25 protein-coding genes and 1 tRNA gene are annotated in these 24,589 nt (G+C 65.3%); 13 read left to right on the top strand and 13 right to left on the bottom strand.

The genetic code is table 11. The annotated features are described in order from the left end of the window. Positions 1 to 81: 81 nt before the first annotated feature. The 3 genes from HF684_RS16075 to HF684_RS16065 are packed head-to-tail and all read left to right on the top strand — an operon-like array spanning position 82 to position 3,655. On the top strand, positions 82 to 1,593 hold the full coding sequence (locus tag HF684_RS16075; protein WP_169253287.1) for a sodium:solute symporter: 1,512 nt from the start codon (positions 82 to 84) through the stop codon (positions 1,591 to 1,593). Beyond that, positions 1,590 to 2,579 carry an N-acetylmuramic acid 6-phosphate etherase gene (gene murQ / locus HF684_RS16070; RefSeq protein WP_169253286.1) on the top strand — a complete coding sequence of 330 codons (990 nt, stop codon included), beginning with the start codon at positions 1,590 to 1,592 and terminating at the stop codon, positions 2,577 to 2,579. The genes HF684_RS16075 and murQ overlap by 4 nt, the downstream gene beginning before the upstream one ends. Then, positions 2,576 to 3,655 (top strand): BadF/BadG/BcrA/BcrD ATPase family protein, encoded by a 1,080-nt coding sequence (locus tag HF684_RS16065; RefSeq protein ID WP_169253285.1) that lies wholly within the window; start codon positions 2,576 to 2,578, stop codon positions 3,653 to 3,655. Before murQ ends, HF684_RS16065 begins: the two co-directional genes overlap by 4 nt. 7 nt (positions 3,656 to 3,662) lie before the next feature. On the opposite strand, the gene HF684_RS16060 is transcribed toward HF684_RS16065, so the two are convergent. Next, entirely contained in the window at positions 3,663 to 4,181 is a 519-nt protein-coding gene (locus tag HF684_RS16060; RefSeq protein ID WP_211168016.1) for a GNAT family N-acetyltransferase, read from the bottom strand. Between the two features lie 278 nt (positions 4,182 to 4,459). Here HF684_RS16060 and HF684_RS16055 point away from each other — a divergent pair, with 278 nt between their 5' ends. From HF684_RS16055 to HF684_RS16040, 4 genes are all read left to right on the top strand, one after another. Continuing rightward, complete coding sequence (locus tag HF684_RS16055) at positions 4,460 to 6,100, top strand: hypothetical protein (protein ID WP_211168015.1); 1,641 nt, start codon at positions 4,460 to 4,462, stop codon at positions 6,098 to 6,100. A 402-nt stretch (positions 6,101 to 6,502) separates the two neighbouring features. Continuing rightward, positions 6,503 to 7,897, top strand: coding sequence for an FAD-dependent oxidoreductase (locus tag HF684_RS16050; protein WP_169253284.1), 1,395 nt, complete (start codon positions 6,503 to 6,505; stop codon positions 7,895 to 7,897). Further along, positions 7,894 to 8,463: a GNAT family N-acetyltransferase gene (locus HF684_RS16045; protein ID WP_169253283.1), complete on the top strand. Its 570-nt coding sequence runs from the start codon at positions 7,894 to 7,896 to the stop codon at positions 8,461 to 8,463. The genes HF684_RS16050 and HF684_RS16045 overlap by 4 nt, the downstream gene beginning before the upstream one ends. 10 nt (positions 8,464 to 8,473) lie before the next feature. Beyond that, positions 8,474 to 8,725, top strand: coding sequence for a PspC domain-containing protein (locus tag HF684_RS16040; protein WP_169253282.1), 252 nt, complete (start codon positions 8,474 to 8,476; stop codon positions 8,723 to 8,725). A gap of 10 nt (positions 8,726 to 8,735) precedes the next feature. Here HF684_RS16040 and HF684_RS16035 read toward each other — a convergent pair whose 3' ends face one another. Both HF684_RS16035 and HF684_RS16030 read right to left on the bottom strand, forming a co-directional pair. Continuing rightward, the gene (locus HF684_RS16035) at positions 8,736 to 9,782 is read right to left on the bottom strand and encodes a S66 peptidase family protein (protein WP_169253281.1); all 1,047 of its coding nucleotides are present in this window, start codon (positions 9,780 to 9,782) and stop codon (positions 8,736 to 8,738) included. Between the two features lie 121 nt (positions 9,783 to 9,903). After that, positions 9,904 to 10,905 (bottom strand): aldo/keto reductase, encoded by a 1,002-nt coding sequence (locus HF684_RS16030; RefSeq protein ID WP_211168014.1) that lies wholly within the window; start codon positions 10,903 to 10,905, stop codon positions 9,904 to 9,906. Between the two features lie 101 nt (positions 10,906 to 11,006). Here HF684_RS16030 and HF684_RS16025 point away from each other — a divergent pair, with 101 nt between their 5' ends. Together HF684_RS16025 and HF684_RS16020 are read left to right on the top strand one after the other, a co-directional pair. After that, on the top strand, positions 11,007 to 11,846 hold the full coding sequence (locus HF684_RS16025; protein WP_169253280.1) for a helix-turn-helix transcriptional regulator: 840 nt from the start codon (positions 11,007 to 11,009) through the stop codon (positions 11,844 to 11,846). 60 nt (positions 11,847 to 11,906) lie between these two features. Next, positions 11,907 to 12,611 carry an O-methyltransferase gene (locus HF684_RS16020; RefSeq protein ID WP_248278989.1) on the top strand — a complete coding sequence of 235 codons (705 nt, stop codon included), beginning with the start codon at positions 11,907 to 11,909 and terminating at the stop codon, positions 12,609 to 12,611. A 72-nt stretch (positions 12,612 to 12,683) separates the two neighbouring features. Here the strand turns inward: HF684_RS16020 and HF684_RS16015 are convergent, their stop codons facing one another. The 4 genes from HF684_RS16015 to HF684_RS16000 all read right to left on the bottom strand — a co-directional run bounded on the left by HF684_RS16015 (position 12,684) and on the right by HF684_RS16000 (position 15,356). Beyond that, the gene (locus HF684_RS16015; RefSeq protein ID WP_169253279.1) at positions 12,684 to 13,157 is read right to left on the bottom strand and encodes an RDD family protein; all 474 of its coding nucleotides are present in this window, start codon (positions 13,155 to 13,157) and stop codon (positions 12,684 to 12,686) included. A gap of 65 nt (positions 13,158 to 13,222) precedes the next feature. Next, complete coding sequence (locus HF684_RS16010) at positions 13,223 to 13,897, bottom strand: hypothetical protein (RefSeq protein ID WP_169253278.1); 675 nt, start codon at positions 13,895 to 13,897, stop codon at positions 13,223 to 13,225. Between the two features lie 281 nt (positions 13,898 to 14,178). Next, positions 14,179 to 14,251: transfer RNA gene (locus HF684_RS16005), tRNA-Lys, on the bottom strand. Between the two features lie 166 nt (positions 14,252 to 14,417). After that, positions 14,418 to 15,356, bottom strand: coding sequence for a hypothetical protein (locus HF684_RS16000; protein WP_248278988.1), 939 nt, complete (start codon positions 15,354 to 15,356; stop codon positions 14,418 to 14,420). Positions 15,357 to 15,531: 175 nt separating this feature from the next. Here HF684_RS16000 and HF684_RS15995 point away from each other — a divergent pair, with 175 nt between their 5' ends. The 3 genes from HF684_RS15995 to HF684_RS15985 all read left to right on the top strand — a co-directional run bounded on the left by HF684_RS15995 (position 15,532) and on the right by HF684_RS15985 (position 18,097). Then, positions 15,532 to 16,119 carry a hypothetical protein gene (locus HF684_RS15995; RefSeq protein WP_248278987.1) on the top strand — a complete coding sequence of 196 codons (588 nt, stop codon included), beginning with the start codon at positions 15,532 to 15,534 and terminating at the stop codon, positions 16,117 to 16,119. A 340-nt stretch (positions 16,120 to 16,459) separates the two neighbouring features. Continuing rightward, complete coding sequence (locus tag HF684_RS15990) at positions 16,460 to 17,080, top strand: DUF47 domain-containing protein (protein ID WP_101554682.1); 621 nt, start codon at positions 16,460 to 16,462, stop codon at positions 17,078 to 17,080. 3 nt (positions 17,081 to 17,083) lie between these two features. Then, a complete protein-coding gene (locus HF684_RS15985) occupies positions 17,084 to 18,097 on the top strand; it encodes an inorganic phosphate transporter (RefSeq protein WP_169253277.1) in 1,014 nt (337 codons plus the stop codon). 60 nt (positions 18,098 to 18,157) lie between these two features. On the opposite strand, the gene HF684_RS15980 is transcribed toward HF684_RS15985, so the two are convergent. Both HF684_RS15980 and HF684_RS15975 read right to left on the bottom strand, forming a co-directional pair. Further along, positions 18,158 to 18,628 (bottom strand): DUF4383 domain-containing protein, encoded by a 471-nt coding sequence (locus HF684_RS15980; RefSeq protein WP_169253276.1) that lies wholly within the window; start codon positions 18,626 to 18,628, stop codon positions 18,158 to 18,160. A gap of 126 nt (positions 18,629 to 18,754) precedes the next feature. Further along, positions 18,755 to 19,315, bottom strand: coding sequence for a dihydrofolate reductase family protein (locus tag HF684_RS15975; RefSeq protein WP_169253275.1), 561 nt, complete (start codon positions 19,313 to 19,315; stop codon positions 18,755 to 18,757). 128 nt (positions 19,316 to 19,443) lie between these two features. Between HF684_RS15975 and HF684_RS15970 the strand changes: the two genes are divergently transcribed. Then, on the top strand, positions 19,444 to 20,097 hold the full coding sequence (locus HF684_RS15970) for a helix-turn-helix domain-containing protein (protein WP_169253274.1): 654 nt from the start codon (positions 19,444 to 19,446) through the stop codon (positions 20,095 to 20,097). A gap of 178 nt (positions 20,098 to 20,275) precedes the next feature. Here the strand turns inward: HF684_RS15970 and pstB are convergent, their stop codons facing one another. From pstB to pstS, 4 genes are all read right to left on the bottom strand, one after another. Continuing rightward, positions 20,276 to 21,055 carry a phosphate ABC transporter ATP-binding protein PstB gene (gene pstB / locus HF684_RS15965; RefSeq protein ID WP_169253273.1) on the bottom strand — a complete coding sequence of 260 codons (780 nt, stop codon included), beginning with the start codon at positions 21,053 to 21,055 and terminating at the stop codon, positions 20,276 to 20,278. A gap of 55 nt (positions 21,056 to 21,110) precedes the next feature. Continuing rightward, on the bottom strand, positions 21,111 to 22,250 hold the full coding sequence (gene pstA / locus HF684_RS15960; protein ID WP_169253272.1) for a phosphate ABC transporter permease PstA: 1,140 nt from the start codon (positions 22,248 to 22,250) through the stop codon (positions 21,111 to 21,113). Between the two features lie 14 nt (positions 22,251 to 22,264). After that, complete coding sequence (pstC, locus tag HF684_RS15955) at positions 22,265 to 23,155, bottom strand: phosphate ABC transporter permease subunit PstC (protein WP_169253982.1); 891 nt, start codon at positions 23,153 to 23,155, stop codon at positions 22,265 to 22,267. A 244-nt stretch (positions 23,156 to 23,399) separates the two neighbouring features. Next, positions 23,400 to 24,527, bottom strand: coding sequence for a phosphate ABC transporter substrate-binding protein PstS (gene pstS, locus HF684_RS15950; RefSeq protein ID WP_211168013.1), 1,128 nt, complete (start codon positions 24,525 to 24,527; stop codon positions 23,400 to 23,402). Positions 24,528 to 24,589: the final 62 nt, after the last annotated feature.

Here is a 24,589-nt window from a genome sequence, read left to right as displayed (position 1 = left end):
CCCGCGCGATCTCACCGGCACACCGACCACGACTGACCAAATCAACCCGACACACTCCACACCCCCAACAAGGAGAGACCAATGCAGATCATCGACCTCCTGGTGATCATCGCCTATCTCGTCGCAACGGCGTGGCTGGGACTGGCACTGAGCGGCAAGCAGAGCAGCCTCAAGGGCTACTTCCTCGGCGGGCGCGACCTGCCGTGGTGGGCCGTCTGCCTGTCCGTCGTCGCCACCGAGACGAGCGCTCTGACCGTCATCGGCATCCCCGTCATGAGCTACCTCGGCGACCTCAACTACCTGCAGCTGGGGCTGGGCTACATCCTCGGCCGCGTCATCGTCGCCTACTTCATGCTGCCGCGCTACTACGACGGTGAGATGATCACCGCCTATGCCTACCTGGGCAAACGCTTCGGCCAGTCGACGCAGACCACGGCCGGCGTGACCTTCCTCTTCACCCGACTGCTCGCCGACGGCATCCGCGTGCTCGCCGCGGCCATCCCGCTCAAGGTCATCCTCGACGGGCTCGGCGTGCACACGAACTACTTCGTCATCATCGTCGTCCTCTCCCTGGTCACGATCGTCTACACGTTCATCGGCGGCATCAAGGCCGTCATCTGGGTCGATGTGGCACAGATGATCCTCTACGTCCTCGGCGGGATCCTCGCGATCATCATCATCTCCGCCTCGGTCGGAGGCGGCTGGTTCGCCGAGGCGGTCGAGGCCGGGAAGACGAACATCTTCGTCTTCGAGGGCAATCCGATCAACGCGGCGAACTCGTTCATCCCCTCCCTGCTCGGTGGCGCGGTGTTCGCGATGGCCTCACACGGTTCCGATCAGCTCATCGTCCAGCGACTCCTGTCCTGCCGATCGAAGGTCGAGGCGCAGAAGGCGCTCATCACTTCCGGATTCGTCGTGGTCGTCCAGTTCGCGATCTTCCTGCTCGTCGGACTGGCGCTGTGGGCCTACTACGATCGCGCGCTGCCGGCCGATCTCGGCCTGACCCGTGACGACGAGATCTTCCCGCACTTCATCATCGAGGGCCTGCCCGCCGGTATCTCCGGTCTGCTGTTGGCCGGTATCCTCGCCGCGGCGATGTCGACCCTGTCCTCGTCCCTGTCGGCGCTGTCGTCGTCGACGGTCAACGACGTCTACGCGAGACTCAAGCGCACGCCGATGACCGACGAACAGGGCTTCAAGGTCGGACGTTGGGCGACGATCGGCTGGGGCATCGCGTTCATCCTGCCGGCGACGATCTTCGAGTCCGACTCCGGCAATATCGTCATCCTCGCACTCGGAATCGCGGGCATCACGTACGGCGGTCTGCTCGGGGCGTTCGTCTTCGGCATCGTCAACAAGCGGGCCCGGGCGCTGGATGCGAACATCGCGTTCGCCCTGGCCGTGGCCGTCAACGCGTTCTTCTTCGTCATGGAGAAGTACGTCACCGGTGAGGTGTGGGTCGCCTGGCAGTGGTACCCGCTGCTCGGCGTCATCGTCACCTTCATCGTCGGCGGCCTGCTCGGTCTGCGCCACAAGACGAAGGTCGTCGAAGACCCGATCCTCGCCGAGGCGGAAGGAAGTCCCCGTCCATGACCTCCTCCCAGCGCCCACTCTCACCGACCGAGCAGCGCAATCCGGCGAGCTCCGGACTCGACGACCTCGACACCCTTGGGGTGCTGCGAGTCCTCAACGCCGAGGACCACGCCGTCATCGACGCGGTCGCCGCAGCCCTGCCGCAGCTGGCCGAACTCGTCGACATCGCGGCAGAACGCATGCGCCGAGGCGGCCGCGTCCACTACTTCGGCGCAGGCACCTCGGGGAGGTTGGGCGTCCTCGATGCGAGCGAACTCTTACCGACGTTCAACCTCGAACCGGGCCGGGTCATCGGGCACATCGCCGGCGGCCAGGCGGCATTGGTCAACGCGGTGGAGAACGCCGAGGACTCCGGGGCCGACGGATCCGCGGCCGGTGCGGAGCTCGGACCCGACGATGTGGCCATCGGCATCGCCGCGAGCGGGTCGACCCCGTACGTCGGCGGGGCGCTCGACGCGGCGCGGGCCAACGGCGCTCACGCCGTGCTCATCTCGAACAACCCGCACGCCTCTCTGGCCGAGACGGCCGATGACCACATCGTCCTCGACACCGGCCCCGAGGTGATCACCGGATCGACCAGGCTCAAGGCCGGCACCGCCCAGAAGCTCACCCTCAACGGGTTCTCGACCGCGCTCATGGTCGCTCTCGGCCGGACCTGGGACAACCTCATGGTCTCGGTCGTTGCGACGAACGCGAAGCTGCGCGAACGCACCGTGCGCATCCTTCGCGAGGCCGCGGACCTCACCGATGCCGACGCCAGGGCCCTGCTCGAGCGCTGCGACGGCGATCTCAAGACCGCCATCGTCGTCTCCTTCACCGAGGCGGCCCCCGCCCTGGCATCCTCGACCCTGGAGTCCCATGACGGATCCGTCAGGGCCGCGATCGCCGAGCTCGTCCGGACGGGCTCATCGTCCGATGCTGGATCCGGCTCCGGGTCGGACGATTCCGGTCAGGACAACCCTGGGCCGGGTACCGTGGGCGCATGAGCCTGATCCTCGGCATCGACATCGGCGGCACCGGCAGCCGCGCCGCACTTGGTGACGTCGGCGATGCTGCTGACCATCGTGGCAGTGCCGTTGGCGGACCGGGCATCGCTGACGGCGCGGGCTTCGTCCCACGCATCGTCGACCAGATCGCCGGACCGCGCATCGAGATCGGGCCGGGCGGCAGTACCGTCCTGCATGTCGTCCGGGACCTCGTGAGAACGGCGGATGAAACCTGGCCGGACCGTTTCTCCGAGGTGGGCGGCATCGGCATCGGTGCGTCCGGCATCGCTTCTCTTGCCGAGGATCCTGCCGAGATTCTCGCCGAAATCTCTTCCGAGTTCGGAGTGCCGGCCGTCGCCGCCATCGATGCCGTGACCGCCCACCTCGGTGCCCTCGGTGGGACCGGAGGAGCGATCACCGTGCTCGGCACCGGAGCGATCGCCATCGCCCATCCGGGTCCGGACGATGCCGGCCACTGGTCGGCCGAATGGGCACGAGCCGATGGCTGGGGACACCTCTTCGGCGACCGCGGGGGAGGAGCATGGCTGGGACGTCATGGTCTCGAACTCGCCCTGCGCACACATGACGGTGTCGACGAACACGGCCGTGCTTTGCTCGAGGCAGCCACCCGACGCTTCGGACCACCGGCCTCCTGGCCGGGACAGTTCTATACGCGCAATGACCGGGCAGGACTGCTTGCCGAATTCACCATCGACATCGGCGAGACTGCTCGAGCCGGCGACACAGCCTCGGCCGACCTGCTCCGCGAAGCTGGTCAGGAAGCGGCCCGCAGCGCGCTCGCCGCAGCTCGTTCCGTGCGAACTGACACTGACTCGTCAACGGTAGCCACCGAGGCCTTTCCCACTTCCAACTCCGCGACCCGCATCGCTCTCACCGGGGGAGTCGCGGCCGCGGGCGATCACCTCGTCGAGGGATTCCGCACCGAAGCCGCACGACTGGATCCGACCATCACCATCGTCGAGCCCGTAGGCGGACCGTTGGATGGGGCACTCACGCTCGGTCACCTCGGTGCCGGTGGGAAACTCAGCGGCCAGGACCGGGTCATCTGGATCTGACAGGCCGTCAGGTGGCGCGATCCTCAGCCCGGGCCTCTCGCACCATCCGCACCTCGCGCACCCCGTCGTAGTCGTCGGTCTTGACCGTGCCGTCGGCGACGAAGCCGTTCTTCGCATAGAACGCCTGAGCGCGCGGATTCGGATCGGCAACCCACAGCGCAGTCGTCACGGACGGATCGACGACCGCATCGAGGAGGTCCTGGCCGACGCCCGTGCCTTGCATGGACCGATAGGCGTAGAGAACGTAGAGGTGCCGGTCTTCGACGCTTCCGTCGGTTTCCGGAGGTCCGGACATGGCGATGCCGACGATGTCACCGTCGGATTCGGCAACGGCGCTGACGTATTTCTGCGGGGCCGCCTCGGCGAGAATCTGCGTCCACATCTGTCGGCGTCGATCGATGAGGTCGGGAGAATCGAGGAGTTCGTCGGGCATGAGTCCGCGGTAGGTCTCCTCCCAGCTGTCGACGTGGACTCGCGCCATTCCGGCGACGTCGGCGATGGCTGCGGGGCGGACAGCAGATGTCATGAACCGACTCTACCTCGGGTGCCGAGCGTTCACCTGGCCTGCGACCATTCACAGCACATGTTGGAGCCCCGGTCGCCGGCACGAAATATTCACCTGACCTGCATCTGCACACAAACAGCTGTCCAGCCGGGACGCCCAGGATCGAGAGAGTGAGAGCGAACCGCGAACCAGTCACCGCCGTCGAATCACCACCCTCAGCCCACCCACTTCATCGCCCGTTCCGACCGTCATCGCCCGGGGCTCGGAACTCGGGTACAGGAGACGTCTCGTTCGGGTCGGTGGCACCACCGCCCGCCGACCTCGAACTGCCGATGGGCCCACGCACCCGGTTGTATCGATTCTTCGAGGCCCTGCCGGCGGCGATCAGCTTCACTGCGGTCGGGCTCGTATTCATCCTCCCCTTCGTCGACGCGATGCTCGGAGCGGTCTACGTGCTCTCCATCGTCGGGCTGATGTTCGTCCGCGCCATGCTCGGGGCGATCGACGTCGCTCGCGGCTTCGTCCGCTTTCGCCGCAGCGCCCGCGTCGACTGGGCGGCGCGCCTGACCGACCTCGAGCGGGCCCTGGACGGGCGCCCTTCCCTGGCACATCCTCGGGGAGGGTTCCGGGCCGCCGACCACGCCGCCCTCGTTGCGAAAGTCAACGCCGACCCACGCTCGATCATGCGGCCATCGACCCTGCTCCACGCGGTCGTCGTGGCCGCGTACAACGAGCCCTATCCGGTCATCGCCGACACCATCCGCACCCTGCTGCACACGTCGACGAAGCCCGAACAGCTCCTCGTCTTCTTCGCCCATGAGGAACGGGGAGGACCGGCGATGGCCGAGACGGCTCGGCGGCTCGAAGCCGAGTACGGCCACCGCTTCAGGGCCTTCGTCCTCGTCGAACATCCGGCCGGATTGCCCGACGAGATCGCCGGCAAGGGTGCGAACATCACGTACGCCGGACATCGCCTGGCCGAATGGGTCCGTGACGAGGCCATCGACCCACGCCGGGTGATCGTCACCAGCCTCGACTGCGACAACATCCCACACGAGTCCTATTTCGACGCTGTCGCCTACGAATACGCGATCGCCCCGGACCGGGAGCGACTGTCGTTCCAGCCGATCAGTCTCTACATCACGAACATCTGGGACGTGCCTGCACCATCGCGAGTCGTCGCCAGCGCGAACTGCTTCTGGAACCTCACGACCACTGTCCGGCGGCTCGCCCTGCGCAACTTCGCCTCCCACGCGCAGCCGCTGACTGCTCTGGTCGAGATGGGCTTCTGGTCGAAGCGGACTATCGTCGAGGACGGTCACCAGTACTGGCGCAGCTGGTTCCACTTCGACGGCGACTACAGGGTCGTGCCCGTCCATGTCCCGATCTTCCAGGACGCCGTGCAGGCCGGGACGTTCAGGGCCACGATGGTCGCCCAGTTCAAACAACTCAGCCGCTGGTCGTATGGTGCCTCCGACGTTCCCTACGTCGGAGTGCGTGTCTTCGGCCCTGGGGCCCGAGCGCCGTTCTGGCCGGGAGTGCTCCGGTTCTTCTCCCTGCTTGAGGGGCACGTCAGCCTCGCCTCGATCTCGATCATCATCGCCATCGGCGGCTGGATCCCCTTCGTCGTGGCCACGCAGACCGGGCAGGCCACCTCGGTGGTGGAGCGCATGCCGATGACCGTGGGCATCATTCAGCAGGTCGGCATGATCGGTCTCATCGTCTCCGTCGTCGTGTTCAATGCGCTGCTGCCGCCCCGGCCCATCCACGTCCCGCGCGAGCGCCGTGTGATGATGTGGCTGCAGTGGCTGCTCTATCCGCTCACGCTGCTCGTGTTCAACTCCTCGACCGCGATGTACTCGCAGTGGTGCCTGCTCACCGGCCGCTACCGCGAACGCTTCGATGTCACGGAGAAGAGGGCCAGCGGGGCGTCCCGCTGACCCACTGACCCGCTGACCCGCTGACCCGCTGACCGAGGGCCACCACACCAACTGCCACCACACCAACTGCCACCACACCAACTGCTTCAAAGTGTGAGCGTCCACCCCTAAGGCTGCACTCCTGCACATTGAAGCAGTTATCGCCTCCGCCACCGAGGCGGTCGGCCGACCGCCCAGCGCGTGCACCCCATTTCCGCCGGCCGATTCGAGGTCTAGGCTGGGAACCGAGTCCTACTGCCCTTCGCGCGCTGGCGCTCACCGCGCTCCAGTGCTCACCGCGCACCAGCCCCACCGTGCTTCAGAGCTCACCGGACCCCAGCGTCCGTCGAGCCCCAGCGTCCGCAGAGTCAACGGCGCCGCCGGTTCCAAGCGCCGCAGCGCATACCAGCCGAGGAGAGCGTCATGCCCGACACCGACAGCACGCACCCCACTCGACACGACAGCGAGCACGTCGATTGCATCATCAGCGGCGGAGGCCCCGCCGGCATCGTCGCCGGCCTGCTGCTCGCCCGCGGCGGAGTGAAAGTCGTCGTGCTCGAGAAGCACATGGACTTCTTCCGCGATTTCCGCGGCGACACCATCCACCCGTCGACCCTGCGCCTGCTCGACGAACTCGGGCTCTACCACGAATTCGCCCGCATCGCCCATCGCCGCGTCGAAGGCGTGACCCTGACCGGGCGAGGCGGCGAGGACGTCCTGCTCGCCGACTTCACCCGCCTCGACCTGCCACACCCGTTCATGACGATCGCACCCCAGTGGGACTTCCTCAACCTGCTTGCGAAGGCGGGGGAGGACGAGCCGAACTTCGACCTGCGGATGGGGGTCGAGGCCACCTCGTTGATCCGGGATGACGATCGAGTGGTCGGTCTCCGTGCCCGGAATTCGACCGTCGCCGTCCCGGCCGCGTCGACCGCGCCCAGCGTCACCGAGGCGGCCCCACCGCCAGAAGACACCGACGTCCACGCCGGGGAACGAACCGACAGCGCTTTCGATGCTTCCACCCCGGCCACCGTCGAATTCCGTGCACCGCTCGTCATCGCCGCCGACGGCCGGTGGTCGCAGGCCCGCGCCGAGGCGGGTCTGTCCGTGAGGCAGCTGTCGTCGACGATCGATGTGTGGTGGTTCCGCATCGACACCGAGGCGGTCCTGCCCGATTCCGTGGCCCCACGAGGCGGGAACGGCAAGGTGTTCGTCGCAATCCCGCGCGACGGACACGTGCAGATCGCCCGACTCATTCCGAAGGGTGCGGACGAGCGCCTGCGTGCCGAAGGCATCGGAGCGCTGCGTGACGCCGTCGCGGAGACCTACCCGCAGCTCGCGGCGGATGTCGGTCAGGTCGAATTCGACGATGTGAAGCTTCTCGATGTTCGCCGCAATGAGGCCAAACGGTGGTTCACCGACGGTCTGCTGTGCATCGGCGATTCCGCACACGCGATGAGCCCGCTCGGTGGGGTCGGGGTCAACCTCGCGGTGCAGGACGGAATCGCCGTCGCCCGGACACTGGCCGAACCGCTGCGTGCCGGGTCGGTGCGGACCGCAGAGCTGCGGCGCCTGCAGCTGAGACGACTCCCGACCACGCGGGCCGTCGAACTCCTGCAGTCAGGAATCCACCGGATGGTCGAACCCGCTGTCCACGGGCACCGGCCCATTCGCCCACCTGCACCGGTGGAATGGCTGCTGACGACATTCCCCGCGCTCACCCGCATACCGGCGCGCATCCTCGGCGTCGGCATCACTGCCGAACACGCCCCGGACTTCGCCCGGCGTGAGGAACCGACCTTCGAAGGAACACAATGACCGAAATCCTGAGCTTGCGTCCATTGCTGCCCACCGATGAAGCGGAGCTGCGCACGTTCCATGAGCAGCTGCGTGCCGACGATTTCGAATTCCTCCAGGCAGAGGGAACGTGGGCCGATATCATCGCCACTCACGAGCGCGAGGCGAAAGGAATCGACCTCCCGCCGGGGCGAGTGCGTGCGGAGTTCCTTGTCGCCGAGGTGGACGGCCGACCCGTCGGTCGCACCTCCATCCGGTACGAACTCAACGATTTTCTGTTCACCCTGGGTGGTCACGTCGGGTATGCGGTCGCTCCTGAATTCCGTCGCCGAGGATACGCCCGGCAGATCCTGTCACTTTCGATCGAACGACTGCGCTCGGCCGGTGTCGAGAGCGTGCTCGTCACGTGCGATGAGACGAACACCGCCTCGGCGAGTGTGATCGAGCAGTGCGGGGGAGTCCTCGAGGACGTGCGCGAGAACGGTGACGGACCACCCAAACGGCGTTACTGGATCGGCGCAGATTCCGGTTTTCCTCAATCGGCCTCGACGGCCAACACCAGTGCCGCGGTGACGGCGGATCCGTAGAGTCGAAGACATGAACTCACTCTTCGACTCCATCCGCAAACTCGGTTTCCGTCGCGGTCCCGACCGCATCCTCAGCGGTATCGCCGGAGGCCTCGCCGAGGTGACCGGCATCAACGTCTGGATCATGCGACTCATCGTCCTCGCCTCGTTCCTGCTGCCCGTGCTCGGTATCGGCGCCTATCTCGTCGCATGGATCCTCACCCCGTGGCAGGACGAATCGATCCCGCTGCAGCAGATCTTCGGCGGTCGCTCACTGCAGTGAGCTCAGCGGTTTAGCTGAAGTCCGCGGTGATCGACTGCGCGGCACCGTCGAGCCGGATGACTCCTCCGTGCGGAAGGATCCACTGCGGCCTGGTGTGGCCGAACGGCACACCGACACAGATCACGGCTTCGGGGTTGTACTTCTGCACCTCGGCGATCACAGTGTCACGTTGGGCTCGGCGCAGCCGGTCTCGTTCATCGGGTGGAGGAACCGGTTTCCGCAGCTCGCTGACAGGTGGCCGCGCCATGATGACGCCAGCGGCAGCGGACAGGATTCCCCGTTCGCCGAGGCTGCGCAGAGAACGCTTGACCATTATCGCCGGCGGCACTTCTTCGCTGGTTTCGAACATGAGAACCCTGTCGCTGAGGTCCTCGGTCTCCGGCATCCGCCCGGCGATCGCGATCTGATCGATGACCTCGATACAGCCTCCCCACGTCCGCCCCTCGACGGCCTTCTTCGGTCCGGCCCACGTCCACGGGTCCGTCGGCTCACGCACTCCGAACTCGGTCAGCGACCGCGGATCTTCCCACTCCACGCCGAAATCCTCCGAGACACCGGGGTCGGTCAGCTCGATCTCGCCGCCGTCAAGCAGCGCGGCACGAAGCGAACGCAGATGGATGTCATCGATGTGAGGACCAGCGCCGAGGTGGACCTGCGTTGACCCGCCATAGAAGCTGGTTACGCCTAACCCCCAGAGCAGATGATGCAGATTCGTATTGTCGCTGTAGCCGAGGAACGGCTTCGGGTCGCGTCTGATGACTTCTGTGTCCACGTGAGGGATGACGGTGACTTCACCGTCACCGCCAGTCGTGGCGATGACTGCGCGAATCCGTGGATCAGCGAATGCGGCAGTGATGTCCGCCGCGCGCGCTTCGGTGGTGGCACCAAGTTGTCGGGTTGTCGGAAACTCGATCGGGATGAGACCCGTGGCTTCGGCAAGACGGCGCATGGCCTGGTCATGAACTGCGGCGGAGACAGCAGGCGCTGCGAACGAAGGCGAGAGGACCGCGATGCGATCCCCAGGACGGGTTTTCGGCACAGAGACGAACGACTTCATCCGCCAATTACATCAGCAGGCTTGTGAAACTGCTAGCCGAGTTCTTCTGAACACGACGGCAGAATCATCGGACCCGCAGATCTTCGGCGGTCGCTCGATCGAGTGACGACACCTGAGCCGATCAGCGTTCGCTGTCCAGCTGCGCCATGAGTGCACTCGGGTAGCGATCGCCGCGCACCTCGGTGCCGGAGAGCACCTCGTCGATCTCGGCGAGATCATTCGGGCTCAGCACCACCTCGGTGCTGGTCAAAGTCGCACGCACCTGCTGGACGGTCCGCGAACCGACGACGGGGACGATGTCCTCGCCTTGGGCCGCGACCCAGGCGATCGCCAGCTGGGGCAGTGTGATTCCCTTCGCCGAGGCGACCTCACCCAATGCCGTGACGATCGTTTCGTTGTGGGCGAGGTTCTCCCCTTGGAAGCGGGGGAACATCGCCCGATTCCCGCCGGTCTTGCCGGCGAACAGCCCCTTCGCCAGCGCCCCGTAGGCAGTGATGCCGATGCCGAGGTCGCGGCAGGCGGCAAGGATCCCATTGGACTCGATGGAGCGGGTGAGCAGGGAGTACTCGATCTGCAGGTCGCTGATCGGCGCGACGGCTGCCGCCCTGCGGATCGTCTCCGCCCCGACCTCGCTCAATCCGATCGATCGGACGTACCCCGCCTCGACGAGTTCGGCGATCGCGCCCACAGTTTCCTCGATCGGGACATCCGGGTCCAGCCGGGCGGGCCGGTAGACGTCGACATGATCTGTCCCGAGACGGCGCAGGGAATAGGCCAGGGAGTTGCGGACTGCGTCGGGGCGTCCGTCGAATCCGATGAACGCGCCGTCCGGGGAGAGCACGGCACCGAACTTCACCGACAGGACGACATCCTCGCGGCTGCGAGTCCGCAGAGCCCTGCCGATGAGCATCTCGTTGTGTCCGGCTCCGTAGAAGTCCCCGGTGTCGATGAGGGTTCCCCCGGCATCGAGGTAAGTGAAGATCGCGGAGACTCCTTCGTCATCGGTCGTCGGCCCATAGGCGCCGGACATGCTCATGGCTCCGAGCCCCGGTGACGTGACAAGGGGTCCGGACGCTCCGAGGCGGCGGTGGTCGATGGTCTGTGCTTCGCTGTGTGTGGTCATGAATGAGAGTCTGGTCGCAACGCTCGCCATCGGGAAGGGCCGATCGAACCAGGGACAACCTGTGCCTGGAAACTCAGCGTCCGCGGGCGGACAATGGGCGGATGACCGATCGTTCCGACCTCGCCGATTTCCTCCGCCGACGCCGTGAGCAGCTGCGACCCGAGGAGATCGGTGTGGGTAGCACGGTCCGCCGGCGCACGCCTGGGCTCAGGCGTGAGGAAGTGGCGATGCTCGCGGGCGTCTCCGTCGACTACTACGCCCGTCTGGAACAGGGCAGGGGAGCGACACCGTCCGCCGGTGTCGTCAACGCTGTCGCCCGGGCTCTGCAGTGCGACCGGGATCAGCGGGATCATCTGCTCCATCTCGCGGGGCATCCTGTGCCGCCGCACAGTTCGGACGGGCACATCCGACCCGGACTCATCGCCGTGGCCAACCGGCTCGTCGATGTGCCGGCCGTCATCGTCACCGACCTCGGCGAGGTCGTCTGGCAGAATCCGCTGGGGCGAATTCTGTTGGCTGACCTGTCGGAGGAGCCCGGAAGAGGACGGAACCTCATCTGGAGATGGTTCGAGGACCCCCGGTCACGGCCGATGCCGGAAGAGGACTGGTCACGGATCTCGGCATCACATGTGAGTGACCTGCGGGCGACGTACGCCCGCAGGTCCGGAGACCGACGAGTGAGAGAATTCGTTGCCGACCTCATCGCCATCAGCGATGAATTCGCAGAGCTGTGGGCACAGCACGAAGTCGCTGTGCGGCGTTCCGACATCAAGGTCTTCACCAGCAGGGAACTCGGTCGGCTCGAATTCCGGTGCGAAGTGCTGCTCACCGCGGACGATGACATCTCGCTGCTCGTGTTCTTGCCGCTCGAAGGCACCGAGACGGCGAGTCGGCTGGAGCTGCTCAGCGTCGTCGGGACGCAGAAGCTGACTTCGGAATGAGCCGCAGACCGAGCCCGTATTCGCCAGGTTCAATGCCGACCGATAGGCAAGAATGAAGGCATGAGCGAAAGCGAACCCTCCATGCCAGCCAACCTCTACCCGGCAGCCGACGAATGGCAGGCGGTCGACAGGTACTTCACCTCGACATTGGTCGGTGAGGACGATGCCCTGATCACCGCCAGGGCCTCCGGCGCTGAAACCTCGATGCCGAATGCCGAGGTCTCAGCCAATCAAGGTGCGTTCCTCGGCCTGCTCGCCCAGATGGTCGGTGCACGGAGAGTGCTCGAGTTCGGTACATTGGCGGGCTACTCCACCATCTGGTTCGCCCGATCAGTCGGTGAGGACGGCCGGGTCGTCACACTCGAACTGGAAGCGGACAACGCAGTCATCGCGGAGACGAATTTCCGCACCGCCGCAGTCGCTGACCGAATCGATACGATCGTAGGACCAGCCGCGGAATCGGTCGCGCGGCTGATCGACGAAGGTACCGAGCCGTTCGACCTCGTATTCATCGACGCGGACAAACCGAGCAACTCCGTCTATCTTGCCGCCGCTCTCGAACTCACTCGTTCCGGTGCGGTGATCGTTATCGACAACGTCGTCCGCAATGGTGCTGTCGCTGACGCCGACAGCACCGACCTGCGAGTTCAGGGCGTCCGACAGGTCGTCAACGATCTCGCGTCGAATCCCGAACTGGACGCCACGGCGCTGCAGACCGTCGGCGAGAAGGGGTGGGACGGACTCATCATCGCGCGGCGACGGTGAGGCGCCGCCTCTCGCTATGTTGTGAGCATTCGGCGAGAGGCAGCGCGATTTCGGCTGTGCCCACCGAGTCTGTCAGCCGCGCCGGAAGACCTTGATCGGGACGGAATCGAAGGTTGGTGCGTCGAGAAACGTCCACAGGACGGCGAGAACGGTGATCGGGAAGAACGCGACAGCGAGGTAGCGGCCCATGCCTCTCCAGAAGCCGACGCGTCGACCGAAGTCGGCCTGCAGCGACACGACCCCGCACAGCGCCTGGCCGGGGGAGACGGTGCAGCCGTAGAGGGCACCGAAGACGAGAGCCATGAGCGGGTAGCTGGCGAGGCAGACACCCGTCGCGGCATCGAGCGAGATCACACCTACTGCCGAGAGTGCCAGAGCGATGCCGATGACGACCCCGGTGAAGACGAGGACGAAGACGGCGTCGAGGATCCTCGCCCACCAGCGCCTGCCCGTCGGCGCCGGCTGCAGGAGCACGCCGTTGCGCAGCGTTCCATTCGCGTGGTCGTACATCCTGGCACGGACGTGGGAGCCGTAGTTTGCACTCATGATTCGATTAGACCAGCAATTCTTCCCGACTGCGAGCCGCGGGGCTCGGCCATCGGCTCGTCGGATCAGGACGCGGGAACGTCGAACTCGGAGCGGAACTCAGGAACCTTCTTGTCCTCGCCGATGACCTTCGCTTCGGGACGAACGTAGGCGCCCTTGAGCGAATCGGCAGTCTTGCTGATGTAGATCGGCACGTATCCGGTGTGCTCTCCCTCGCGACGCGGAGCCGAGTCGAAGTACTCGTACCCGGCCTCTTCGACCTCGTCGTCTGCGCTCGCCGCATAGTTGACCTCGTCCCCGCCGTCGTCGAGGTAGAAGTCCGAGGCACTGATCGTTCCACCGTATTCCTTGCCGGGAACGACCTTCACCTCGAGGTAGACCATCTCTCCATCGGGGTTGTCGCTCGCTTCATAGTATTCGGTGGGGTTGTTGCGCACAGCCGAGACGATGGTGATGACGTCGCCTGTCTCGTCGTCGGTGAACTCGGTTCCGACCTTGACCTCGGTGCCCTCACCGGACGTTGTTGCGTCCTCGGTTGCTGCCGCCTCCTCGGCTTCTTCGGTCTCCTGCTCGAGCGGAGCCGAATCGGTCTCTTCGGTCTGTTCCTGCTCGCTGGAGCCTGCCTCTTCGGCGGTGTCCGGCTCGTTCGTTCCGCAGGCTGAGAGAGCGAGCACCGAGGCGACCGCGACCGCGGCTGAACGGGTGAGCAGTGTGGTCGGGCGGAGTCGGATGCGGTTCATGGTTCTTCCTTGCTTTCGAGTGGCGGAGCCGACCGCGAACAGTGTCGGCGGCGTCCGTGAGTAGCTGACGACCTCGACTCTATGCGGGTCCAAGCCCGCAGATGGTGCTCGATGGGGCACATGATGTGTCAGTTCTGCGACAACTGCTGTATTGAACCCGGCTCGGTCGACGCCGAGGGTCCCGTCTCTGATCCTGTGCTCGTTGGAAATCTCTTGAAAACAGCGCAGCCCCGAAGCGATGAGCTTCGGGGCTGCGGCGTATTGTGCCTGGTCAGGCTGGGTGGGCCCCGTGGGGATCGAACCCACGACCCGCGGATTAAAAGTCCGCTGCTCTACCAACTGAGCTAGAGGCCCCGCCCCATCACCGCTGCAGGACACCGGCCTGCTGACACATGATGGAGACGAACTAATAGTAGAGGTTCGCGCCCGAATTACTCAAACCCGCAGCCCGCTCTCGACGGGCCTTGGCCGGCAACCGAAAGTCGGAACCGGCAACGGGTTGATCGGCCCCGGGCTGGCCCTACTTCTCCAGTCTGCGACGATCCTCGGTGGTGTACGTGCGAGGCAGACCGTCCGGCGATTCGAGCTCTTCGGGCGCAATGGGTTCGATGACCTCGGACTCGATGGCTCTGTCCTTCTTCAGCTTCCCGGCCAGGGCACGGACGTTGCGCAGCCCCGCGAGCAGCTTCCGGTCCTTCTTCGGCGCGACATATTCGGGATCGGTCTCGATGGGGAAGATCGTCGGCGCAGCACCGAAGGCCTCCTTCGATTCCGCAGAGACCTTCCGCGCCATCTGCGCATTCACCACGGCACCGATGACCGCCCCGACGCCGAAGGGCAGCAGCCGACCGACGAACGACCCACCAGCACGGGCGGCGAACTTGCGGATGAAGGTCTTGCGCAGCTTACGCACGAGCAGATCGACCAGCGGAGCAGGCAGCTGCTTGGTCACGGTGGCGCCCCAGCTGCCGAACATCGACTCCACGCCGCCGTTCTGCTTGCTGAACTTCTGGACGAGGTTCTTCCCGTCCTTGCCCAACATGAGGCCGAGGACCAGGGCGTTCGCCCGCTTGGCGTCGGCCACCGGCAGACCATGGATCTCCGAGATCGCCTGCGCGAACAGCGCCGTGCCCTCGAGGAATCCGGCGGTCTCCGCCCCGGCCACACCGAGTGCAGCCGTCGTGCCCAATCCCGGAACGGCCGCGGTCGCACCGACTGCCGCACCTCCCGAGGTCGTCAGGGCCAGGTAATGCCGACGAATGATCGTGATGAGCTCTTCGGGGGTCGCGTCAGGGTGCCGGCGGCGCAGACTGCGCACATAAGCCAACGCGACGGGGCGCTGCACGGACAGCAGACGCGACAACATCGACTGGGCGCGGGGATTGAGGGTGCCGTCGTCGTTGACTGCCAACTTCGCAGCCTTGTCGAGGCCCTTCTTCGCCACTGATGATTTTGCCACGAGAGTTCCTCCTCGTTTCGGTCACTCACGGCTGCGGGTCGCAGTCGCGAATCATCCTCAAGTTTAATAGCGTCCGTTGTGAGTCCCGCGAGCAGAACCTGACCGTGCGGAGAAAGCCCGAATGTGCTCCACGTCCTAGTCCGCGCACCCTGACAGGGACTAAACTGCCCTGACCATGTCACAGCGCGCATTCCACCGTCCCGTTCCCCTGGCCGACCTCGACTCCGTCGGTGCCGTCGACGATCCCGTCGCCCGGTCGGAGACCTCGCACGCGACCGCAGCATTGCTGCTCGGCGATTCAGAAGGCAACCGCGACGAGGCTGCCACCAGGCGCTTCGTCGAACTCGCCGATGACATCGGCTTCGAGGTCATCGCCGAGATGTGGTCCGCCGCTCCCGCCGTCTCTGCACCCGGCGCATTGTGGCGCCTCTACGCCCTGCGCCAATGGATCAAGTCCGCACCCGGCGAACTCTCCGAGATGTTCTCCGACGGCCAACGCCGCACCACCGAGGGCATCGGCTACGACGAGATCCTCGCCGGCGTCGAACTGCCCGCCGGCCCCGACGAAGTGGCCCACGCCATCGACGAGATCCTCGTCGGCGCCTTCCGCGGCGACGTCGTCATCGCGCTGCTGCGCGCCGCCGCCTTCGTCGGCATCTGCGCGGCGGGCACCGACGACCACGCCACCGGAGCCCGCCTGCGCCAGCTGTCCCAGGACCTGTCCGACGCGGCCGTCGCCCATCGCCGAGGCGGTCTCGACTGATACTCGGCCCGCCGGGAATTCCCTCCCCGAGGCGGCCCCGCCCAATGAAATGAGCGCGTTCCCCGTCGGGACCGGATATTCCCACCCGACCACGACATCGACTGTGAGATTGTCAACGGACGAAGAACCGCCTCGGCGGTGGACTCATGAGCACGAACGAGTATCGTAGGGGGTGGCCTTCGGGCCACCGGACGCTGGATCGCTGAAGCCCCGGGCTCCAAATTCAGCCGCTTCGAGCGGCCTTCCGCCGAGAGGCGCTCTCGGTTCAGCGTCCGGCACATATCATTGAGGCATCATGCATATTCGTCCGGCTTGTCCGGGCCCCGGGCAGGAGGAGCGCATGCGGCTCAAGCGGGTACCGCAGGACAAGGTGTTCTATGAGCGGTTGTCCGATCTCGTCTCTCAGATGCGGCAGTGCAACCTGGTGCTCGCCGAACTCTCCGGAATCGAAATCAGCGAACGACGCGACGTCGCCGACCGTCTCCGCGAGATCGGGGACAGAGCCGATGAGGACATGGGCGCGATGCTGCGTGCGCTGCGCGAGAACTACATCACCCCGTTCGACCGCAATGACCTCTACCTGCTCAGCCACCATATGCGCGAGATCTGCCACCGGCTGCACGGAGTCGGATACGTTCTCGCTTCCGGAGCCTTCGACCCGTTGCCGTCCGGCGTCCCCGAGACCCTGGCCGTGCTGTCGAACCAGACGGACCACACCTCGCGGATGATCACCAGACTGCCCGGCAAGCTCGACCAGTGGGACTATGTCGACGCGATCAACCGGCTGACCTACCAGGTCGAGAGCCTGCAGTGGCGGATGTCGGACGCGGTGCCGAACTCCAAACGGGGACTGACCTACATGGCGGCGGTCTCCCAGCTCGGGCAGGCCTTCGTTCGGGCCGCCCACGGGTTCACCGAACTCGGCAAAGTCGTAGCAGCCATCGCGATCAAGGAGTCGTAATCCGTGGAGCTGCTCCTGGCGGCAGTCGTCATCGCCGCGGTGATCTTCGCCGGCTCGAACGGATTCCACGATGCCGCTCTGACTGTCGGCAATGCGGTCGTCGGCCGAGCGATGCGTCCCGGGTGGGCGCTCAGCCTGGCTGTCGTCTTCAACTTCATCGGAGCCCTCCTCGGTGAGGGAATCGCCATCGTCGTGGCCAATCAGATCGTGCTCTTCTCGGGTTCGGCCGAACTCATCCTCACCAGTCTGATCATCGCCTTCGTGGCGGCGACGACGTGGAGTCTGTTCACCTACTATCTGGCGCTGCCGGTGTCGTCGACACACTGTCTCATCGGCGGTCTGCTCGGTGCGGGGATCGTCTTCGGCTTCTCCGTCAACGCCGAGCATGCGATGAACAACGTCGTGTGGCCGCTGGTGCTCTCACCCATCCTCGGGTTCATCCTGGCATGGGTGCTCACGCTCATCCTGTCGAAGTCACTGGCTTCGACCCCACCGAAACCGCTGTTCCGGGGCGCACGCATGGTCGATTCGGTGCTCACTGCGTCGCTGTCGCTCGTCCACGGAGTCCAGGACGCGCAGAAAGTTGCGGCCCTGGTCATGGTCGGGATCCTCGCCGTCGAGGCGACTCCGCACGACGGTCTGTCCATCGTCGAGATCTCCTGGCCGGTGCGCCTCCTCATCGCCGCGGCACTGGCTCTGGGCACCGGACTGAGCGGATGGCGAGTGGTCCAGACGCTGTCCGTGCGCATGGTCGGCCTCGACCCACTCAAATCCTCCATCTCCGACGGCGCGGCCGCGATCCTCATGTACACCGCAGCGCTGATCATGCGGGTTCCGGTGTCGTTGACCTTCGTGCTCGGCTCATCGATCCTCGGCACCCAATACGCCGGACGCAGAGGCCACGCCAGAGCGAGATACTTCCTGCCGATGTTCGGCGTCTGGCTGCTGACGATCCCGGCCGCCGCGCTGCTGGCCGTGGTGCTCGGGTGGATCGTCAAGGCGGCCGCTGGGCTCTGACCCCTGCAGAGGGTTCGGAGCCCAGCGACCGCCTTGACGACAGATCGGTTCAGCGCTGGTTCACGGACGCGAACGACGACCGAACACGATGCCGGTTGTCACCATCGCCACCGCAAGGACGAAGTGCAGCCAGTTGTCGGCGGTGTTGAGCGGCACGAAGTTGCCCATCGATTCCATCGGCACGATGAGACCGTAGATCCACAGCACCGCATAGATGATGCCGCCGACGATGAGATAGCTCTTCGCCAGTCCGCGCGATCGCAGAGCCAGCAGACCGACGACTCCGAAGAGCACGTGGACGACGTTGTGGAGCACGGAGACCTGGAAGATCCCCAGCAGCGCCGCTTCGGAATGATGCCCGGCGAACATGATGGTGTCGAAGTTCGCGGTGATTCCCGGGATGAAGCCCAGGATTCCGACCAGGAGGAACACGGCGCCGAAGACGCCGGCGACGAGTTGGACCGGGGTGCGTCCGGCCGAGGGCTTCGCGAGCAGCGGCTCGGAGTGGGAGGCGGAGTCTGGCGTGGTCATGACAGTCCTTTCGACGAGATGTTCTCTTTGCTCGTCGATTCGGAGCCGGGCCGTCGCCGGATGGGTGTTCCGAGCAGAAATTCTTCGCGGCAGGCACACTCGATGCCGTTCCGGGGTGCCGTGAGGTCAGCCGGGGAACGGACCGTAGGTGGCCAGCAGGTTGCCCTTGCTGGTCCGCTGCACATCCTTGAGCACCAACCGTGTCGTCGTTCCTCCCTCGAAGAGGGACCTTCCGCTGCCGGCGACGACCGGGTGGATGGCCACGGTCAGTTCGTCGACGAGGTTCGCTTCGACGAGCTGCCGAACGATCGACATCGATCCCTCGACGGCGATCTTGCCGCCGTCGCCGGCTTTGAGGTCGCGGACGAAGTCGACGAGGTCCCCCTGGATGAGAGTCGAGTTCTCCCACCGGAGGTCGGCCTGCGACAGTGTCGTCGAGGCGATGTGCTTGGGAGTCGAGTTGATGAAGTCGGCGAACGGTGCGTCCTCGCCTTCTGTGTGGTTCGGCCAGTAGCCCTCCCACTCCTGATAGGTGACGCGACCGAGGATGCAGTCATCGACGCCACCGATGGCCGTGGTCATCCACTCGCCCATCTCTTGGTCGAAGGAGTCGAATTGGAAGTTGAACGGATCGGATGCGATCCCGTCGAGTGACTGGAACAGTGCGGCGATGACGGTGCGGGGCATGGTGATCTCCTCATTGAGTGTGGTGCGGGCCGTTGAGTTTCGTGCGGGCCGGGGCCCTCATAGTCCACAAGAGTTCAAAAAGTGAACCGTAGTTTCAATAGTGAACTGCTATTGCTATGCTGTCAACCATGAAATCGTACGGACAGTACTGCGGGCTGGCTCGGGCGGCCGAGGTGTTGGGGGAGCGGTGGTCACTCATCCTCCTCCGTGATCTCCTCGTCGGTCCGAAGCGCTTCAACGACCTTCGGCAGGGAAACCCCGGTATCCCCTCGAACCTCCTGACCACGCGATTGCGCGAACTCGAATCTGCCGAGATCGTCGAACGCAGCATCGATGGGCGCAGCGTCGTCTATCGCCTGAGCGACTATGGTTCGGATCTCGGTCCGGTGCTCATCGAGCTCGGCCGCTGGGGCTCACGCCGCATGGACGCTCCGCGGGAAGGCGAGATCCCGACAGACAGTTCCTTGGCGGCCGCGCTTCTCACCTCTCGAACCGAGGTGGAAGTGCGCCCGTTCAGTGTCGAAGTGTCGGCAGGCCCGGCAGTCGCCCACGCTGAGGTGAACGAGTCGGGAGTGAGCGTGGGCGAAGGCGCCGATCCGGCCGCTCAGCTCTTCATCGGTGGGCCTGGCCTGCGTGGACTCCTCGCCGACGGCGACGCGGAGGCAGCCGTGGCGGCAGAAACTGTGACGGTCGACGGTGACGATTCCCTGGTGTCCGAGTTCGTTCGTGCTTTCCGTGCTCCCCTCGACGACAGCGTCGGCGACGCACCGCCCGAGATCTGAACAGTCCGAGCAGCCTGCCCCGCCTTTCGATGACATGGCGAAAGACAGGACGCTTCGAGTCAGGCGCCGCCGGCAGGAGACCTGACCACGGACCTTCAGTCGACAGGGAGTCCAGCCAACGACACAGCCCCGGCGCACCCACTCAAGGGTTCGCCGGGGCGTTCGCCGCGCCTTCAGATCATCCGAAGCGACCGGAGATGTAGTTCTCGGTCTCTTCCTTGTCAGGGTTCGAGAAGATCGTCGAGGTCTCGTTGAACTCGATGAGCTTTCCGGGCTTGCCGGTGCCGGCGATGTTGAAGAACGCGGTCTTGTCGGACACGCGAGCGGCCTGCTGCATGTTGTGCGTGACGATGACGACCGTGTACTTGTCCTTGAGGTCGTTGATGAGATCCTCGATCGCCAGGGTCGAGATCGGGTCGAGGGCCGAACACGGTTCGTCCATGAGCAGGACCTCGGGTTCGACGGCGATCGCGCGAGCAATGCACAGACGCTGCTGCTGACCGCCGGAGAGACCCGAACCGGGCAGGTTGAGTCGGTCCTTGACCTCGTTCCACAGGTTCGCCCCGCGCAGGGCGCGCTCGGTGAGATCGTCGGCTTCGGTCTTCGACAGGCGCTTGTTGTTCAGACGCACACCGGCGAGCACGTTCTCCTTGATGCTCATCGTCGGGAACGGGTTCGCCCGCTGGAACACCATGCCCACCTCGCGGCGGACGTTGACGGGATCGACGCCGGCGCCGTAGATGTCATTGCCGTCCATGAGGACCTCGCCGGAGACGCTGGCGCCGGGGATGACTTCGTGCATGCGGTTGAGCGTGCGCAGCACCGTGGACTTGCCGCAGCCGGAGGGGCCGATGAAGGCGGTGACGGAGCGCGGCTTGATCTGCATCTCCACTCCGTCGACGGCGCGGAAGTCGCCGTAGAAGATGTCGAGATCCTTGATGTCGATCTGCTTGGACATTGTGTTTCCTATCCGTGGAAATGGGTGAGTCTGGACGTCTGTGTGCAGTCGCCGGTCAGCGGCCGGCCTTCGGCGCTAGCACCTTCGCGATGATGCGGGCGAGCAGGTTGAGCACCATGACCAGGGCGACGAGCACGAGGGCTGCTGCCCAAGCGCGTTCCGAGCTGGCCAGGGCGGCGGCTCCCGGCGAGACCGGGCGCAGCTGCGAGTCGTAGATGAACGTCGGCAGCGTCGACATCCAACCGGAGAAGAGGTTCCAATTGAGTGTCTTCGCGAACCCGGCGGTGACCATGATGGGCGCGGTCTCACCGATGACGCGGGCGATGGCGATGGTGACACCGGAGAGGATTCCCGACACCGAGGTGGGCAGAACGATCTTCACGATCGTCTTCCACTTCGGCACGCCCAGAGCGTAGGACGCCTCGCGCAGGTCCATCGGCACCAGGCGGAGGATCTCCTCGGTGTTGCGCACGACGATCGGGATCATCAGCACCGACAGTGCCACCGCCGCAGTGAAACCGGTCTTCGCGATTCCCGCGGAACTGGGCATGAGCACATTCGCGATCGTGGAGAACAGCGCGAAGGCGAAGAGACCGGCGACGATCGAGGGGATTCCGGTCATCACGTCGACGAGGAAGGTGATCGCCTTGCCCAGACGGTTCTTGTTCGAGTATTCGACGAGGTAGATGGCGGTGAGGACGCCGATCGGAATCGAGATGATGCAGGCCGCGAGTGTGATGAGCACGGTGCCGACGATGGCGTGGTAGAAGCCGCCGGCCAGAGACGCCTCACCGGCGACGTACTGCTGATCGAGGACGCCCTTCATGCCGAGCATGGTGCGGGTGAGCAGGTCGCCGCTGATGGCGGACCCGCCCTTGGACACCGTCAGCCACAGCAGTGAGACGAGGGGAACACATGCGAGGACGAACGTCGAGGTGACGATGGTGGTCGCGATTCGGTCGACGGCCTTGCGGCGACCTTCGTAGGAGGCGGAGACCGCGAAGACGGCGACCGCATTGATGAGTCCGGCGAGGACGGCCACGATGGGGATGTTGAAGCCGCCGAATGCGATGTAGCTGATGATGATCGCCACGATGATCGCAGCGATGGCGACGATCCACGGGGTGGTCTTCGGCAGCTGCTTGGAGGTCAGCTTCGCCGGTTTCGAGGCAGTCGCCTCGGGGGTGGTGTTCATGGTGGTCATTGGTCTCAACTTCCCTTCACCGAGGTGCGGGCGACAATGGCGCGGGCTCCCATGTTCACCAGCAGGGTGATGACGAAGAGCACGAGGCCGACCGTGATGAGCTCGGACAGGCGCAGTCCCGCGGCTTCGGGGAAGTTCTGCGCGATCTCGGAGGCGATGGTCTGGTTGCCGCTGACGACGAGCGACGCGGTGAGGACACCGGGCGAGAGGATCATGGCCACGGCCATGGTCTCACCGAGGGCGCGGCCGAGACCGAGCATCGTGGCCGAGACTATTCCGGACTTGCCGAAGGGCAGAACGGCCATACGGATCATCTCCCAGCGGGTGGCGCCGAGGGCCAGTGCCGCCTCTTCCTGCAGGCGCGGGGTCTGGAGGAAGATCTCGCGCGTCAGGGAGGTGATGATCGGCAGGATCATGATCGAGAGCACGAGCGAGGCGGTGAGCAGGGTGCGGCCGGTCTGAGACACGGATCCGTCTGCGGCCGGCGCGAAGATCGGAATCCAGCCGAACCACGTCGACAGCCACAGATAGAAGCCGGTGAGGTTGCCGGCCAGTGCGATGCCCCACAGGCCGTAGACGACCGAGGGGATGGCCGCGAGCAGGTCGATGACGTACCCGAGCACCGGAGCGAGCCTGCGCGGGGCCATGTGCGTGGTGAACAGCGCGATGCCCAACGAGAACGGAGTCGCGACGATCAGCGCGATGGCTGCGGAGATGAGCGTGCCGATGACCAGCGGCCAGACGTAGGAGAAGAAGCCCTTGCCGCCCGTGATCTGCGAGGGATCGCTGATCTGCGCGGCGATGGTGTCCTTCGACTGCGCCAGAAGGAACAGGGCGACTCCGGCGAGGATCACCAGGATCAGGATGCCGGCGATGAGTGTGGCGGCGGAGAAGATGCGGTCGCCGGGCCGGACGACGGCCTTCTGCTGCCGAGATGCGGGGGTCTGCGGCGGCTTCTGCCCGGACTCGGACGTGGAGCCCGGCCCTGTGGGGCCCGACTCAGTGGTCTGTGTGCTGATCGGCACAAGTGCTCCTCATGTGACTTGTGGTGAAACCGGGGTGGTTCCACAGGCGCGGAAAAGCGGCGCAGGGATTCTGCGCCGCTCCCGACTGGCTATTTCTCCAGGTCAGAGGCTGAACTCAGCCTTCAACCTTGATCGAGTCGATGACTTCTTCGATCTGCGTGCGCAGGTCGTCCGACAGAGGTGCGGACCCGGCGGAATCGGCAGCGGACTTCTGTCCCTCTTCCGAGACCACGAACTTCTCCCAGGCCTTGACCATGTCCACGGTCTCCTGGTCCTTGTAGGACGAGCAGACGAGGTGGTAGGACACGAGGACGATCGGGTAGGCGCCGGACTCGGTGGTGTCGCGAGCCAGGTCGAAGGCGAGGTCGCCTTCGCTGCGGCCTTCGACCTTCTCGGAGGCGTCGACGACCTTCGAGGCGGCTTCCGGGGAGAGTTCGACGAATTCCTCGCCGACCTTGACCTTGGCGGTGGCGAGCTCACCGACGGCCGAGGCATCCGCGTAGCCGATGGCTCCGTCGGTGTCCGAGACGGTCTGGATGACACCGTCGGTGCCCTGAGCGGCCTCGCCGCCGTACTCCTTCGGGAAGTTGCCGTCGACCTCGGCGTCCCAGTCCTTCTCGGCGGTGGCCTTGAGGTACTCGGTGAAGTTCTCCGTGGTGCCCGAGTCGTCGGCGCGGTGGACAGCCGTGATCTTGAGATCAGGCAGGTCGGCGTCCGGATTGTCGGCCTTGATGGCCTCGTCGTTCCAGTTCGTGACGTCGCCCTTGAAGATCTTCGCGATCGTTGCGGGGGAGAGGTTGAGCTCATCGACTCCCTCGACGTTGAAGGTCACGGCGATGGGGGAGATGTAGACGGGGAACTCGTAGGCTCCGTCGGCGCCGCAGGCTTCCTCTCCGGCCTTGACCTCGTCGTCGTCGAGGTGGGCGTCGGAACCGGCGAACTGCGCGTTGCCGGCGAGGAACTGTTCACGACCGGCACCCGATCCGTCGGGGGAGTAGTTGACGGTCACACCGGAGTTCTGCGAGGTGAAGTCCGCTGTCCAGGCATCCATGGCGGCCTTCTGCGAGGAGGCGCCGATGCCGGTCAGGGTGCCCTGCAGGTCGCTGTTGCCGCCGGAGGCCTCTTCACCGGTTGCGGACTGTCCGCCGCAGGCCGAGAGGGTGATGGCGCCGACCGCGAGGATCGCAGCGGAGGGGGCGAGATGCTTCATCTTCACGAAGATGCCTTTCATGTTTGTGGACACAGCTCGAGAGTTCTCGATTGCTCGTCATCCACGCTAAAGACCACGCGTGAAGTGCAAGGAGT

The sequence above is a fragment of the Brevibacterium sp. 'Marine' genome (genome assembly GCF_012844365.1).
Classification (GTDB): Bacteria; Actinomycetota; Actinomycetes; order Actinomycetales; family Brevibacteriaceae; genus Brevibacterium.
The sequence above is the reverse complement of the archived record's forward strand: the minus strand, read 5'-3'. Positions and strand labels throughout refer to the sequence as shown.